General features: G+C 62.8%; 13 protein-coding genes. 9 read left to right on the top strand and 4 right to left on the bottom strand.

Translation table 11 applies throughout. The features are described from left to right. The first annotated feature begins 100 nt into the window (after positions 1–100). From EKL15_RS11290 to EKL15_RS11315, 6 genes are all read left to right on the top strand, one after another. A complete protein-coding gene (locus EKL15_RS11290; protein WP_100395902.1) occupies positions 101–2,248 on the top strand; it encodes a phosphocholine-specific phospholipase C in 2,148 nt (715 codons plus the stop codon). Positions 2,249–2,473: 225 nt separating this feature from the next. After that, on the top strand, positions 2,474–3,400 hold the full coding sequence (locus tag EKL15_RS11295) for an aminoimidazole riboside kinase (RefSeq protein ID WP_100395901.1): 927 nt from the start codon (positions 2,474–2,476) through the stop codon (positions 3,398–3,400). Positions 3,401–3,595: 195 nt separating this feature from the next. After that, entirely contained in the window at positions 3,596–4,996 is a 1,401-nt protein-coding gene (locus EKL15_RS11300; protein ID WP_100396075.1) for a carbohydrate porin, read from the top strand. A 63-nt stretch (positions 4,997–5,059) separates the two neighbouring features. Beyond that, on the top strand, positions 5,060–6,430 hold the full coding sequence (locus EKL15_RS11305; RefSeq protein WP_060422588.1) for a sucrose-specific PTS transporter subunit IIBC: 1,371 nt from the start codon (positions 5,060–5,062) through the stop codon (positions 6,428–6,430). Then, a complete protein-coding gene (locus tag EKL15_RS11310; protein WP_100396074.1) occupies positions 6,430–7,839 on the top strand; it encodes a sucrose-6-phosphate hydrolase in 1,410 nt (469 codons plus the stop codon). Before EKL15_RS11305 ends, EKL15_RS11310 begins: the two co-directional genes overlap by 1 nt. A 21-nt stretch (positions 7,840–7,860) precedes the next feature. After that, complete coding sequence (locus EKL15_RS11315; protein ID WP_060422585.1) at positions 7,861–8,904, top strand: LacI family DNA-binding transcriptional regulator; 1,044 nt, start codon at positions 7,861–7,863, stop codon at positions 8,902–8,904. A gap of 55 nt (positions 8,905–8,959) precedes the next feature. Here the strand turns inward: EKL15_RS11315 and exbD are convergent, their stop codons facing one another. Both exbD and exbB read right to left on the bottom strand, forming a co-directional pair. Further along, positions 8,960–9,382: a TonB system transport protein ExbD gene (gene exbD, locus EKL15_RS11320; protein ID WP_004937307.1), complete on the bottom strand. Its 423-nt coding sequence runs from the start codon at positions 9,380–9,382 to the stop codon at positions 8,960–8,962. Positions 9,383–9,385: 3 nt separating this feature from the next. Beyond that, positions 9,386–10,366, bottom strand: coding sequence for a tol-pal system-associated acyl-CoA thioesterase (gene exbB, locus EKL15_RS11325; RefSeq protein WP_100395900.1), 981 nt, complete (start codon positions 10,364–10,366; stop codon positions 9,386–9,388). Between the two features lie 431 nt (positions 10,367–10,797). Here exbB and metC point away from each other — a divergent pair, with 431 nt between their 5' ends. Then, positions 10,798–11,994 (top strand): cystathionine beta-lyase, encoded by a 1,197-nt coding sequence (gene metC / locus EKL15_RS11330; protein WP_038879409.1) that lies wholly within the window; start codon positions 10,798–10,800, stop codon positions 11,992–11,994. 145 nt (positions 11,995–12,139) lie between these two features. Then, complete coding sequence (locus EKL15_RS11335; protein WP_038879412.1) at positions 12,140–12,799, top strand: DedA family protein; 660 nt, start codon at positions 12,140–12,142, stop codon at positions 12,797–12,799. Between the two features lie 10 nt (positions 12,800–12,809). On the opposite strand, the gene EKL15_RS11340 is transcribed toward EKL15_RS11335, so the two are convergent. Further along, on the bottom strand, positions 12,810–13,730 hold the full coding sequence (locus EKL15_RS11340) for a LysR family transcriptional regulator (RefSeq protein ID WP_100395899.1): 921 nt from the start codon (positions 13,728–13,730) through the stop codon (positions 12,810–12,812). A gap of 107 nt (positions 13,731–13,837) precedes the next feature. Between EKL15_RS11340 and EKL15_RS11345 the strand changes: the two genes are divergently transcribed. Beyond that, the gene (locus EKL15_RS11345; protein ID WP_100395898.1) at positions 13,838–14,866 is read left to right on the top strand and encodes an NAD(P)-dependent alcohol dehydrogenase; all 1,029 of its coding nucleotides are present in this window, start codon (positions 13,838–13,840) and stop codon (positions 14,864–14,866) included. A 7-nt stretch (positions 14,867–14,873) separates the two neighbouring features. Here the strand turns inward: EKL15_RS11345 and EKL15_RS11350 are convergent, their stop codons facing one another. Further along, positions 14,874–15,761: an AraC family transcriptional regulator gene (locus EKL15_RS11350; RefSeq protein ID WP_232734409.1), complete on the bottom strand. Its 888-nt coding sequence runs from the start codon at positions 15,759–15,761 to the stop codon at positions 14,874–14,876. Positions 15,762–15,792 lie beyond the last annotated feature (31 nt).

A 15,792-nucleotide genomic window follows, 5' to 3' on the forward strand; every position in this document is an offset into this window, starting at 1 on the left:
CAGGGAGCATTGTTTCCCTCGCTTTCATCTCCCTGTTATTTTTCGCCATTATCGTCGTCAGCGGCTATCTTCAAAGCACACTGACGGAGATTAACGACGCATGCCTGACCTTTCACGCAGAGACATCCTGCGGGCTGCCGCCATCGGATCGGCGTTCTCGCTGTTGCCCGCCTCGATTCGCAAAGCGCTGGCCATTCCCGCCAACAACCGCACCGGCACCCTGCGCGACGTCGAACACGTGGTGATCCTGATGCAGGAGAACCGCTCTTTCGACCACTACTTCGGCACCCTGCCGGGCGTGCGCGGCTTCAGCGATCGTTTTACCATTCCATTGCCCGGCGATCGCCATGTCTGGCAACAGCAGGGCGCCGAGCGGTTGGTACTGCCCTACCACCTGGACAGCAAACGCGGCAACGCCCAGCGCGTCACCGGCACGCCGCATTCGTGGGTGGATGAGCAAGCCGCCTGGGATCACGGCCGCATGAGCGCCTGGCCCACCTACAAAACGCCGGCTTCAATGGGCTACTACCGCCAGCATGAGCTGCCGTTCCAGTTCGCGCTGGCCAACGCCTTTACCCTGTGCGACGCCTATCACTGCGCTATTCACGCCGGCACCAACACCAACCGGCTGTTCCACTGGACCGGCACCAACGGCCCGTCCGCCGCCGACGTGGCGGTGGTGGTCAACGAATGGGACAGCCCCGGCCCGGCGGAGATCGGCTACCAGTGGACAACCTATCCGGAACGGCTGGAGGCGAGCGGCGTCAGCTGGAAGGTGTATCAATTCCTGCCGGACAACTTTACCGACAACCCGTTGGCGGGCTTCCGCCAGTACCGCGCCGCCAGCATTCAGGTGGGCAATCCGGCGCGGCCGCCGAAAGACTTCAACGCCTTCGTGCCCTATCGCGATGCGCTCAACGAGGCCGCACCGCTGTACAAAGGCAACGGCAACACCCTGCCGGCCGCCGACGGCAACGATCTGGACGCCATGCTGGCCGGGTTCCGCTCCGACATACAGCAGGGCAAACTGCCGCAGGTCAGCTGGATCATCGCGCCGGCGGCCTATTCGGAACACCCCGATCCCTCCAGCCCGGTGCAGGGCGGCTGGTTCACCCAAGAGATCCTCAACGCGCTGACCGACAACCCGGAGGTGTGGAGTAAAACCGTCCTGCTGGTCAACTACGACGAAAACGACGGCTTTTTTGACCATATGCCTTCGCCTTCCGCGCCGTCGCTGCGCGAGGACGGCAGCTTCGCCGGTAAATCGACGGTGCCGTTCGACACCGAGATCTTCCAGCACGTGGCGCCGCCCGGTTCGCAGGATCAACCGCCGCCGGACGGCCGCATTTATGGCCCCGGCCCGCGGGTGCCGATGCTGGTGCTGTCGCCCTGGAGCCGCGGCGGCTGGGTCAATTCGCAGGTCTTCGATCACACCTCGGTGCTGCAATTCCTAGAAAAGCGCTTTCAGGTGCATGAACCCAACATCAGCGCCTGGCGCCGCGCCGTGTGCGGCGATCTCACCTCGGCGTTCAACTTCGTCGACCCTAACGGCGAAGCGCTGCCGAGCCTGCCCGCCACCAGCCGCCACGCCGCCGATGGCCTGCGCCAGCGCCAGGAACAGCTGCCGCAGGTACCGCTGCCATCGCCTGTCCACCAGCGTTTGCCCCACCAACGCCGCCTGGCGCGCCCTTCCCGCGCGCTGCCCTACCAGCTGCACGTCGAGGCCACCGTCGCGGCCGAACAGCGCCGCGTGACGCTGAACCTGTTCAATACCGGCGAGCAGGGAGCAGTGTTTCACGTCTACGATCGGCGGGACCTCACGCAGATCCCGCGCCGTTTTACCGTCGAGGCGGGCAAGGCGGTCAGCGACGACTGGCAGACGGAGGATGAGTACCATCTGTGGCTGCTCGGCCCCAACGGCTTTCATCGTGAACTGCGCGGCGCCCTGAACCGGCCGCAGCCGGAGGTGCGTTTGCGCCCGACGGGCCGCAGCCTGCAGCTGCAGCTGAACAATCCGGGCACCGAAGCGATAGCGGTTACCCTCGAACGCTGCCCCTATACGCAGCAGGGCCCGTGGCGCATCACGCTGCCGGCGGGCGGCAGTCACCAACAGAGGTTTGACGCCCACGCCAGCGGCGGTTGGTACGATTTTACGCTGCAAGGCCCGGGAGGTTGGCTGCGCCGCCTGGCGGGCCGGTTGGAGGATGGCGAGCACAGCGTCAGCGACCCGCTGATGGGCCAGGAGTAAAGCGTTGTAGATTGAAATCGCGGAAATTAAACCGCCAGCCTCTTTTTTGTGGCGCCCACAGACGTCGGTTCTCCCGCGGTGGGCGCATTCTCAAAACCTTCTCCCTGCCCCACCCCCCGCTATTTTTTTGATCTCGCTCACGGTCGGATATTATTTCATTGCCTTGCTAAACCGGTTCTTCTATTTTAGCCACCCATCTGACAAGGCTAATAACAGGGATTAAGCATGATGAATCGCGTATGGGTACTGGGCGACGCCGTGATCGACCTGGTGCCGGAAAATGCCAACGGTTATCTCAAATGCCCCGGCGGCGCGCCGGCTAACGTGGCGGTGGGGATCGCCCGGCTCGGTGGCGACAGCGCCTTTATCGGGCGGGTGGGGCAAGACGGCTTCGGTGCCTTTTTGCAGCAGGTGCTGAGCGATGAAGGGGTGGATATCGGCCATATGCGGCCAGACCCCGAACACCACACCTCCACGGTCGTGGTGGATCTCGATCTGCAGGGTGAGCGCTCATTCACGTTTATGGTGCAGCCCAGCGCCGATCTGTTTTTGCAGCCTGACGATCTGCCGGATTTCCAACGGGGGGAATGGCTGCACCTCTGCTCCATCGCGCTCTCGCAGGAGCCCAGCCGCAGCGCGGCCTTTGCCGCGATGGAACGCATCCGGGCGGCCGGTGGCCGGGTCAGTTTCGATCCCAACATCCGCGAAGAGGTCTGGCGCCAGCCGGAAGCGCTGCGCCCCTGCCTGCAAAAGGCGCTGCTGCTGGCGGACGTGGTGAAACTGTCGCGCGAAGAGCTGGCTTTCATCAGCCATCTTGACGATCTGGAGAACGCCATTCGCTGGATGATGCAAACCTATCCGCTGCGCCTGCTGCTGGTGACGCTGGGCGGCGACGGCGTCTATGTGCATGACGGCCAACGGCTGCGTCATTTCCGCGCGGCGCCTGTCGTTCCGGTCGATACCACCGGCGCCGGCGATGCCTTCGTCGCCGGGCTGTTAGCGGCGCTGGCACGCCTTCACGAATTGCCGCAGGAAGCGCAGTGGCCGGCGGTTATCGCCCAGGCGCAGGCCTGCGGCGCGCTGGCCACCACCGCCAAAGGGGCCATGACCGCCCTGCCCCACGCCGACGAGCTGGCGGCTTTCCTCCGTTGATCCTCTGCATCCACGGCGATCCTCAGGTTCGCCGTGGTCTTTTGCCCACGATTTGCGCGCTCGATCACAATAGCTGAATCGGGTTAGCTAACTGAGTTGCCAGCTCGCCTCCCTCTCGTTATCTTTCGCCTTGAAAAACCGGTTTAGCAATTTAGCAAACAATAATAACAACCCTTACCCGGATGATAGACGATGATGAAAAAACGCAGCTATTTGGCGATAACAACAGGGCTTTTCCTCTCCGCTTCCAGTGCAGCGGCCTCGGGCAGCGGCGGCATCGAGGCGCGCCTCAACGCCCTGGAACAACGTCTGGCGCAGGCGGAACGGCGCGCCGCACAGGCTGAAACCCGCGCAACGGCGGCGGAACGCCGGGCGCAACAGCTGGAACAACGCACCGCCAACACCGAACGGCAAACCGCGCAGATTGCGCAGCATGCCGCTACGCCGATTGCCCCGACCGGCGCACTGAAACTGAACGGCTTCAACGATCTGAAGCTGTACGGCGACGTGGAGTTCAACCTGGACGGCGCCAGCCGCAGCGGCCAACTGACGTCGCTGAAAGGCAGCGACCACAAGGACTGGAAGCCCGGCAACAAAGAGCGTTGGGATATCAACGGCCGCATTCTGGTCGGGCTGGACGGCTACCGCCGCAATCAGGACGGCAACTTCTCCGGCTTCAGCGTGCAGCCGCTGGCGGACATGACCGGCAAAATGAACCTGGACGACGCCGCCTTCTTCTTCGGCAATGAAAAGAACTGGCAAACCAAAATCGGCCGCTTTGAAGCCTACGACATGTTCCCGCTGAATCAGGACACCTTCATTCAATACTCCGGCAATACCGCCAACGATCTGTACGCCGACGGCTTCGGCTATATCTACATGATGAAAGAAGGCCGCGGCCGCAGCAGCAGCGGCGGCAACCTGATGTTGAGCAAATACGCCGGTGATGTCTATTTCGAGCTGAACACGCTGGTGGAGGACGGCACTTCGCTGTTCCAGGACAACAGCTACCACGGCAACGCCCTGAACAATAAGAAAAACGTCGCCTATTTGCGCCCGGTGATCGCCTGGAAAAAAGACGCCTTCAGCATCGCAGCGGCAATGGAAAGCAACGTGGTGAATAACGCCTACGGTTATCAGGACGGCCAGGGCCGCTTCGTCGATCAGTCCAAGCGCAACGGCTACGGCATGACGATGAGCTGGAACAACAGCGCCGCCGATCCGGACAACGGCGTGGTGGCCAACCTGAGCACCGCCTATCTGGATGCGTCAGGCGAGCAAGACTTCACCGCCGGCGTGAACGTGCTGTGGCGGCGCTTCGAACTGGGTTATATCTATGCCCATAACAATATCAAAGAGTTCAATACCGCCGGGATCGCCGCCGATATCCACAACCCGCTCAGCGAACCGGGCAACTACGACATCCACACCGTTCATGCGTCGTATCAGATACCTAACATTATGAATATGAAGAATTTCAATTTGTATTTGGGGGCCTATGTCTCGCTGCTGGAAGCCAACGCCGACAACAAGATAGCCAACGGCGACAACGACCAGCGTTACGGCATGCGCGCCAGATTCAAATATTTCTTCTGACATCGATTCACGTCGCTGCGCCGCAAACTGCGCAGCGGCATTTTTATTTAGCAAGGGGACAACATGGACATTACCGCAACCGCCAACGCGCTGTTGCCACTGCTCGGCGGTAAAGAGAATATCGCCAGCGCCGCCCACTGCGCCACGCGCCTGCGCCTGGTACTGGTGGACGACAGCAAAGTGGATAAAGAGGCCATCGGCAAACTGGACGGCGTCAAAGGCTGCTTCAGCAACGCCGGTCAGATCCAGGTGATCTTCGGCACCGGGCTGGTCAACAAGGTGCATGCGGAATTCATCAAGGCGGCGGGCGTTAGCGAATCCAGCAAGGCCGAAGCCGCCGATATTGCGGCGAAAAAGCTCAACCCGCTGCAGCGCATCGCCCGCCTGCTGTCGAACATCTTCGTGCCGATCATCCCGGCGATCGTCGCGTCCGGCCTGTTGATGGGGCTGCTCGGCATGGTGAAAACCTATGGCTGGGCCGATGCCAACAGCGCGCTGTTCATCATGCTGGATATGTTCAGCTCGGCGGCGTTCATTATCCTGCCGATTCTGATCGGCTTCACCGCCGCACGCGAATTCGGTGGCAACCCCTACCTGGGCGCCACGCTCGGCGGCATTCTGACGCATCCGGCGCTGACCAACGCCTGGGGCGTCGCCGGAGGGTTCCACACCATGAACTTCTTCGGTCTGGACATCGCCATGATCGGCTATCAGGGCACCGTGTTCCCGGTGCTGCTGACGGTGTGGTTCATGAGCGTGCTGGAAAAGCGGCTGCGCAAGGTGATCCCCAACGCGCTCGATCTGATCCTGACGCCGTTCCTGACGGTGGTCATCTCAGGCTTTGTCGCCCTGCTGTTTATCGGCCCCGCCGGCCGGGCGCTGGGCGACGGCATCTCCTTCGTGCTCAGCACGCTGATTGCCCATGCCGGGTGGTTCGCCGGGCTGCTGTTCGGTGGCCTCTATTCCGCTATCGTCATCACCGGCATTCACCACAGTTTCCATGCGGTAGAGGCCGGGCTGCTCGGCAACCCCAATATCGGCGTCAACTTCCTGCTGCCGATCTGGTCGATGGCCAACATCGCTCAGGGCGGCGCCTGCCTGGCGGTGTATTTCAAAACCCGCGACGCCAAAATCAAAGCCATCGCGGTGCCTTCAGCCTTTTCCGCCATGCTCGGCATCACCGAGGCGGCGCTGTTCGGCATCAACCTGCGCTTCGTGAAGCCTTTCCTGGCGGCGCTGGCGGGCGGCGCGCTCGGCGGCGCCTGGGTGGTGGCCAACCATGTCGGCATGAACGCGGTCGGGCTGACGGCGATCCCCGGCATGGCGATCGTGCAGGCCAGTTCGCTGGTCAGCTATATCCTCGGCCTGGCAATCGCTTTTGGCAGCGCCTTCGTGCTCTCCCTGCTGCTGAAATACAACACGGACGCGCAATGATGGAAGAACTCAGCTTAATCAAACAGGCACTGCGGGCGGTCATGAACGGCCAGCCACTCGCGCAGCGCGATCCGCACCGCCCGGCCTGGCATCTGGCGCCCAGCGTTGGCCTGCTGAACGATCCCAACGGCTTTATCCAGCACAACGGCGTTTATCACCTGTTCTATCAGTGGAATCCGCTGGGCTGCGATCATCGCAACAAGTGCTGGGGACACTGGCAGTCGATCGATTTAGTGCATTGGGAACATCAGCCGCTCGCCCTGGCACCGGGCGCCTGTTACGACAGCCACGGCTGTTACTCCGGCTCGGCGGTGGTGGCGGAAGACAAAATCACGCTGATCTATACCGGCAACGTGAAATTCCCCGACGGCTCACGCACCGCTTACCAATGCCTGGCTCAGGCAAGCGATCGGGGCGAATACCGCAAACTCGGGCCGGTGCTGCCGCTGCCGGAGGGCTACAGCGGCCACGTACGCGACCCGAAAGTGTGGCGTCATCAGGATGCCTGGTACATGGTGCTCGGCGCGCGTGACTTGCAGGATCGCGGCAAGGTGTTGCTGCTGCGTTCCAGCGATCTGCGCGACTGGCAAGCGCTGGGAGAGATCGCCGGTTCCGGCCTGAACGGCCTGGGCGAATTCGGCTACATGTGGGAATGCCCGGATCTGTTCTCGCTGGACGGCGGCGACGTGTTGATCTGCTGCCCGCAGGGGCTGGCGCCGCAGCCGGAACGCTACCTCAACCGTTATCAGGCCGGTTATCTGCTCGGCAAGCTGGATTATCGGCAGGCGGCCTTCAGCCACGACGAATTTCACGAGCTGGACGCCGGCTTCGAGTTCTACGCGCCCCAGACAACGCTGGCGGAAGATGGCCGCCGCCTGCTGTTCGCCTGGATGGGCGTGCCCGAGCAAGATGAAGAAGCCCATCCGACGCGCCGTTATGGCTGGATCCATACCATGACCTGCCCACGCGAGCTGTCGCTGCGGCATGGCCGCCTCCACCAGCGCCCGGCGCGCGAGTTGCAACAGCTGCGCGGCGAGCGAGAAGACTGGCGAGGCCGCGCCGATGACGCCCCCACCTATGCGCTGGGCGCCGCGGAGCTGCAGCTGACGCCGCAGGGTGCGTTCAGCGCCGCCTTTGGCGACGCGATGACGCTGAGCTGGGACGGCGAGCGGCTGCAGCTGACGCGCACCTCTCTGGCCGACGGCCGGCCGGAGCACCGTTACTGGCGCGGCCCGGTCACGCATCTGCAGCTGCTGTTCGATCGCTCCAGCGTGGAAATCTTCATCAACCACGGCGAGGCGGTGATGAGCGCGCGCTACTTCCCGGCAGGTGAACCGCAACTGCGGCTGAACGGGAGCGCAGCGCTGGCGTTGGAATACTGGCCGCTGACGCCATGCATGCTAGAATGACGCATCCTCCGATGACTTCAGATGGCGTCAGTGAAAAAAAATAAACGCATTACCATCAGTGACATCGCCACGCTGGCCGGGGTGTCGAAATCGACCGCCAGCCTGGTGCTGAACGGCCGCAGCAAGGAATACCGGGTGTCCGACGACACCCGCGATCGCATTCTGGCGCTGGCGCACGAACACCATTATCAGCCCAGCATCCACGCCCGCTCTTTGCGCTCCAACCGCAGCCACACGCTGGGGCTGGTGGTACCGGAGATGACCAACTACGGCTTTGCGGTGATCTCGCGCGAGCTGGAAACGCTGTGCCGCGAAGCCGGTCTGCAGCTGTTGATCGCCTGCACCGATGAAAACCCGGCGCAGGAGATGATGGCGGTGAACAGTCTGGTGCAACGGCAGGTCGACGGCCTGATCGTCGCCTCCAGCCAGTTGAACGACGCGGAATACCAGAAGATCAACGTCGGGCTGCCGGTGGTGCAGATGGACCGCCTGATCGCCGGTTCCGAGCTGCCGCTGGTGATCACCGATTCGGTTAATGCGACCGCCGACCTGGTGGAAAAGGTCGCGCGCCAACATCCGGATGAGATCTATTTTCTCGGCGGGCAGCCGCGCATTTCACCGACCCGCGATCGGCTGGCCGGCTTCCAGCTTGGCCTGGAGCGCGCCGGCGTAACGTGCAAACCGGAATGGATCATCAACGGCAGCTACCACCCCAGCTCAGGTTACGAGATGTTCGCTCAGCTGTGCGCACAGCTGGGGCGTCCGCCCAAAGCGCTGTTCACCGCCGCCTGTGGCCTGCTGGAAGGGGTGTTGCGTTATCTGACGCAGCATCAGCTGATGGAGAGCGACATCCACCTGTGCAGCTTCGACGATCACTACCTGTTCGATTGCATGACGCTGAAGATAGACACGGTCGCGCAAGACTGCCGGGCGCTGGCGCAGCATAGCTTCGACCAGGTTACCGCGCTCATCGACGAGCGGCCGCTGGAACAGCATGCGCTTTATCTGCCGGGCCGCATCCACTGGCGTCATGCCGGTTCCCGGGCGTTGTTGGCCGGGGAGTGATATTTCTGAATCAATAAAAAAGGGCGCCTGAGCGCCCTTTATCGTTTTGCTGCCGCTACTTGGCGGCGCCTTCCATGCCCACCAGCCCCACTTTCAGGTAGCCGGCTTTACGCAGGGTGTCCATCACGCTCATCAGCGTTTCATAGTCCACGCTCTTGTCCGCCTGGAAGAAGATGGTGGTTTCTTTGTTCGCCTGAGTGCGTTGATCCAGCACCGAAGTCAGCTGATCGGCATTCACCGGCTGATCGCCAACGTAGAGCTGCTTGTCGGCCTTCACCGACAGGAACACCGGTTTTTCCGGCCGCGGCTGCGGTTTGGCGGAAGAAGCCGGTAGATCGACGCGAATATCTACCGTTGCCAACGGCGCGGCCACCATAAAGATGATCAACAGCACCAACATGACGTCGATAAACGGCGTCACGTTGATTTCATGCAGTTCGCCGCTGTCGTCCAGATCTTCATTTAAGCGCATCGCCATGACTCACCCCGCCCGCAGTTGGTGTGCGTGCTGTGAGCGCTTGGCTTCCGCCGTCGCGGCCAGATCCAGATCGCGGCCCTGCAGCAGCAAGACCTGCGCCGCCACATCGCCCACCTGGGCACGGTGGCCGCTGATGACGCGGGCGAAGATGTTGTAGATAACGACGGCAGGGATCGCCGCGACCAGGCCCAGCGCGGTCGCCAGCAGCGCCTCTGCGATGCCCGGCGCCACGACCGCCAGGTTTGTGGTCTGCGAATGGGCGATGCCGATGAAGCTGTTCATGATGCCCCACACGGTGCCGAACAGGCCGACGAACGGCGAGATGGCGCCGATGGTAGCCAGGAAACCGTTGCCGCGGCCCATGTTGCGGCTGTAGGCCGCCACGCGGCGCTCGAGGCGGAAACCGGTGCGTTCCTTGATGCCGTTGTTGTCGTTAGATTCCGCAGACAGCTCCAGCTCATTTTGCGCATCGTTCAGCAACACCGCGCTGACGCTTTCCGAGCCGAAGTTTTGCGCCAGCTCGGAGGCTTCATCCAACGAGCGCGCTTCGGCCAGCGCCAGCTGTTCGCGGCGCAGACGGCGCTTGGCGCGCAGCAGTTCGCTGCCTTTGGAGAACAGAATGGTCCAGGTCACGATCGAGGCCAGCACCAGGCCGATCATTACCGCTTTCACCACCGCGTCGGCGTGCTGGTACATGCCCCAAACGGACAGGTCCATGCCGCGGGTTTCCGGTGGCTGGATCGTTGGCGCCGGGTTCACCGGCGTGATGCTCTCCGGCGCGGCGGCTGCAGCAGGTGCAGGCGCGCTGGTCGGCGCAACGCTTTCGGTAACGGCCGGATTGGCCGCCGGCGCTGCCTGCGCACTGCCGGCCAGCCCCACGACCAGCACCATAGAAGCCATCAGGCTGCGGCCGAAGGCCTTGCCCCACTGCGCCCGGCCCTGGCCGAACGATCCTTGATTTAAATTCTTGCCAGCCGTTTTCACGCTGTGCCTCCACCCATTACCGATCAAAATTAAGGAATAATTCAGCGTGCGATCATATCAAACCAACCGGGGATTGATAGTAGTTCTCATTATTATTTACCAAATAAACGAGAAAATTTTAGCCAGCCCCGCCGCAAAGCGCCAATCCGCGCCCGTTCACCGCCAAACGCCCCTTTTATGGGGTTATTTCGTTACTTTTCTCCCACAACGGCGCAACAACGCCGCGCTGCCGAACGGCGTCTTGACCGAGGAATGGGCTTCTCTCTCGCCCCCCGGCAGAAGGATGAGGCGAGAAAGGCGCGCCCGGCAGCCAATTATAGCCGTTTCTGTATCTGGAAGTTAAAACGTCTGGATGGCTATATTAACTCATGCTAACGTAAGGGCTATCGTAAACGGGCACGTGCAGAGCAACCAGAGGTGAGCCAGGTACCATGACGTCAAAACACATCGAAACCACGCTGATCGGCGCCGGCCGCGGCAAACGCTACACCCAGGGCTCCGTCAATCCCGTCACGCAACGCGCCTCTTCTTTGGTTTTCGACTCCGTCGCCGCCAAAAAGCATGCCACCGCGCAGCGCGCCCACGGCGAGCTGTTTTACGGCCGACGCGGCACGCTGACCCACTTTGCCCTGCAGGATGCGATGGTGGAGCTGGAGGGCGGCGCCGGCTGCGTGCTGTACCCCTGCGGCGCAGCGGCGGTGGCCAATGCGATCCTGTCGTTCGTCGGCGCCGGCGATCACCTGCTGGTCACGGGTTCGGCGTACGAACCGACCCAGGATTTCTGCACCCATATCCTCGGCCGCATGAACGTCAGCACCACCTATTTCGATCCGCTGATCGGCGCCGACATCGCCACGCTGATCCAACCCAATACCCGCGTGGTGTTCCTGGAATCCCCCGGCTCCATCACCCTGGAAGTGCAGGACATTCCGGCGATGGTGCAGGCCATTCGCGCCGTGGCGCCGGAGGTGGTGATCATGATCGACAATACCTGGGCGGCGGGCGTGCTGTTCAAGGCGTTGGATTTCGACATCGACATTTCGATTCAGGCCGGCACCAAATACCTGATCGGCCATTCCGATTACATGCTCGGCACCGCCGTCGCCAACGCGCGCTGTTGGGATCGGCTGCGCGAGTACTCCTACCTGATGGGGCAAATGGTGGATGCCGACACCGCCTACATGGCGAGCCGCGGCCTGCGCACCCTGAGCGTGCGCCTGAAGCAGCACGAACGCAGCAGCATCGAAGTCGCCCACTGGCTGGCGGCACGGCCGGAAGTGGCGACGGTCAATCACCCGGCCCTGCCCAGCTGCAAGGGCCACGAGTTCTACCGCCGCGACTTCAGCGGCTGCAACGGGCTGTTCTCCTTCGTGCTGAAAGAGCGGTTGGACGATGCGCAGTTGGCCGCCTACCTGGACAACTTCAGTCACTTCAGCATGGCCTACTCCTGGGGCGGCTTCGAGTCGCTGATCCTGGCCAACCAGCCGGAAGAGCTGGAAGCGATCCGTCCGGCGGGCGGCGTCGATTTCTCCGGCACGCTGGTGCGCCTGCACATCGGCCTGGAGAACGTCGAAGACCTGATCGCCGATCTGGCGGCCGGTTTCGATCGCCTCAACGGCGTGCGCTAAGGCGGATTCCGCTAATTTTCTTCGTCTCGTTTAATGTCGGCTTAAGCTATTAGCGGTACACTATCCGGGTAACTGTCAGATACGGTAACCGCCGCACCCTGGAGAACGTGACCCCGGGCGCAACCGGCATGCAACAGGACATAAAATGGATGTATTACGAGAGATTATTCATGCGCTTTGGCAGCAGGACTTTATTGCCCTCGCCGATCCAAGCGTAATTTGGGTGGTTTACGCCGTACTTTTCACCACTCTGTTTTTGGAAAACGGACTGCTGCCCGCCTCCTTCCTCCCCGGCGACAGCTTGCTGCTGCTGTCGGGTGCGCTGATCGCCAAAGGCGTGATGGGCTTTGCCCCCACCCTGCTGATTCTGACCGCCGCCGCCGGCCTCGGCTGCTGGCTGAGCTATATCCAGGGCCGCTGGCTGGGCCACACCGGCCTGGTGAAGGGCTGGTTGCTGCAGCTGCCGGCGCAATATCACCAACGCGCGCATAACCTGTTCAACCGCCACGGGCTGACGGCGCTGCTGATCGGCCGCTTCCTCGGCTTCGTGCGCACGCTGCTGCCGACCATGGCCGGCATTTCCGGGCTCAACAGCTCACGCTTCCAGGTGTTCAACTGGCTGAGCGCGGCGATCTGGGTTTGCGCGCTGGTGGGCCTCGGCTACGCTTTCAGCCAAATCCCGCTGGTGAAGCGCTACGAAAGCCAGGTGATGACCGGCCTGATGCTGCTGCCGCTGCTGCTGCTGTTCGTCGGCCTGCTGGGCGCCATGCTGGTCATTTGGCGTAAAAAGCGCGCCTCCTCCTGAGCCCGGCGCGCTACAGCGCCTTCTCGACCAACGCCAGACTGGCGGGCAACTTGCTCACCAGCGTATCCACCGCCAGCCGCACCTTCAGCGGCAGGTGAGGCGTGTGCGGCCACACCGCATGCGCTTCAAAGGCGGCGCCCGGCCGGTCGCGCAGCAAGCGCACCAGCGCCCCGCTCAACAGCTGCTCACGCACCAGCCAGCACGGCAGCCAGGCAATGCCGAACCCCGCCGTCGCCGCATCCGCAATCGCCTGCAGATCGTCCATTTGCAGCCGGTTAGTCGGCATCACTTCCTGCGGCTTGCCGTCGCTATCCAATACCAACCAGCTGCGCCGCGCACCGGCGCGCATATAGGTCACCGCCTCATGCTGCGCCAGCTGTTCGATGCTGTGCGGCTCGCCGCACCGCTGCAGATAGGCCGGCGAGGCGCACAGCGTCATGCGATGATCGCCGATGCGACGCGCCACCAGCCCGCCGCTGTTGGCCAGCGTGCCGTTGCGGATCGCCATGTCGAAGCCGTCCTCAATCAGATCCACCACCCGATCGTTGAACGACAGCTCCAGCTCCAGGCCCGGGTGCTCGCGCGTCAGCTCGGTCAACAGCGGCGCAATGCACATGCGGCCAAACAGCACCGGCATCGATACCCGCAGCCGGCCGCTGACCTGTCGCTTGCCCGACTCCAGCAGCGTTTCCGCGCTGCGGATCTCCTCCAGCGCCCGCAGGCAGCGCTCATAGAATAACGCGCCGTCGTCGGTCAGGCTCTGGCTGCGGGTGGTGCGATGAAACAGCCGCACGCCCAGCCGCTGTTCCAGCCGGGCGATGGTTTTCCCCACCGCCGAACGCGACAGGTGCAGCCGGCTGGCCGCCAACGCAAAACTGCCCGCCTCCACGGCGGTGACAAATACCGAAATGCCGCTCAATCGATCGCTCATGATTTGTCGCCCTGAAAGAAACAATCTTCGGAAATCTTATCGCCACTGGCGAACCTCCATCAACGATATTATCGACCGGTCGTTAATCGCTGACTTTGGAGAACATCATGACCGACACGATGCAACACTGGACGATGGACGCCCTGGGGCGTGAACACCTGCGGTTGACCGCCGACGCGATCCCGCAGCCGGGGCCACACGAAATCAGAGTGAAAGTGAAAGCGGTAGCGCTCAACTACCGCGACAAGCTGATGATCGAAAACGGCATGGGGCTGACGCTGCCGCAGCCGTTCACCCCCGCCTCGGACATGGCCGGCGAGGTCGACGCTATCGGCCCCGGCGTCAGCCGTTTCCAACCCAGCGCCAGGGTCATCTCCACCTTCAGCCCCGGCTGGCTCGACGGCCGGCAAAAACCGTACGGCGATGCACGCCAGGTGCCTTACCACACCCTCGGCGGTTTCTATCAGGGCGTGCTGGCGGAATATGTGATTTTGCATGAGGATTGGCTGGTGGCGGCGCCGGCGTCGCTGGACGACGTGCAGGCCAGCACCCTGCCGTGCGCCGGGCTAACTGCCTGGTTCGCGCTGGTGGAGCAAGGCAAGCTGCATGCCGGCGAGACGGTGCTGGTGCAAGGCACCGGCGGGGTGGCGCTGTTCGCGCTGCAAATCGCCAAAGCGCACGGCGCCGAGGTGTATGTGACCTCCGGCAGCGATGAAAAGCTGGCGCGTGCCCAGGCGCTGGGCGCCAGTCACGGCATCAACCGACTGAACGGCGATTGGGTGGAAGCAATTTATGCGCTGACGCAGGATCGCGGCATCGACCATGTGATCGACACCGTCGGCGGCCCGAATCTGGGCAACTCGGTACGCGCCGTGGCGGTGGGCGGCCGCATCTCGGTGATCGGCGTGCTGGCGGGCGCCGAGATTTCCGCCCCCGCCGGCCTGCTACTGCTGAAATCGGCGGAGATCCAGGGCATCGGCGTCGGCCACCGCCGCGCGCTGGAAGATCTGGTGCGCGCCGTGGACGCCGTCAACCTGCAGCCGGTGATCGACCAGGTCTACCGTTTCGATCAACTGCCGCAGGCGTTGGATCACCTCGATCGCGGGCCGTTCGGCAAGATCGTCCTGACCCCGTAAACGCGGTTCAGCCCTCCAGCAGCAGCGGGTTGGCGTCGCGCAGCCGGGCGATTTCATCGCTCGGCGTCATGCCGAACAGGCGCTTGAATTCACGGCTGAACTGCGACGCGCTCTCGTAGCCGACGCGGATCGCCGCCGTGCTGGCCTTCAGGCCGTCATGCACCATCAACAGGCGCGCCTTATGCAGCCGGTACGACTTCACGTATTGCAGCGGCGAGGTGTTGGTCACCGCCTTGAAGTTGTGGTGGAACGCCGAGACGCTCATGTTGACCTCGCTGGCCAACTGCTCGACGTTGAGGTTGTCGGCATATTGATTTTCTATGCGCCGTAACGCCTTGGCGATCTGGCTAAAGTGGGTATGGCGGTTGACCAGCTCCTGCAGCGACGCGCCGCAGGTGCCGCGCAGCACGTAGTAGAGGATTTCGCGCACGATCTGCGGCCCCAGCACCCGGGCATCGAGCGGCTTGGCCATCACGTCCAGCAGGCGTTCGGTGGCGCACAGCAGCTCTTCCGTCAGCTCGGCCAGGTTCACCCCGTTGCTCTCCGCCCGCGGTTGCATCAGGTAGTCGTCGTCGCCGATGTCGATCAGCAAGTCCTGCAGCATTTGGGTATCGATATTGACCGCCAACCCAACCAGCGGCAGTTCCGGGCTGGCGAAGGTTTCGCACTCGAACGGCAGCGGCACCGTCATCAGCAGGTAGTTGCGCGGATCGTACTGGAACATCTTGTTGCCGCAATAGCCCACCTTGTGCCCCTGAAAGACAATCACGATCCCCGGCTCGTACATCACCGGTTGGCGCGGGCTGTGGCGATCGACATACAGGATCTTTACCCGCGGCACCGGTGACGGCGTGTAGCCGTTGCCGGTGGCGATAGCCATCGCCTGGTGCGCCATGCGGCTGCGCTGCGCATCGATTTCAATCACG

The organism is Serratia sp. 4542, assembly GCF_016805595.1.
Classification (GTDB): domain Bacteria; phylum Pseudomonadota; class Gammaproteobacteria; order Enterobacterales; family Enterobacteriaceae; genus Serratia; species Serratia nevei.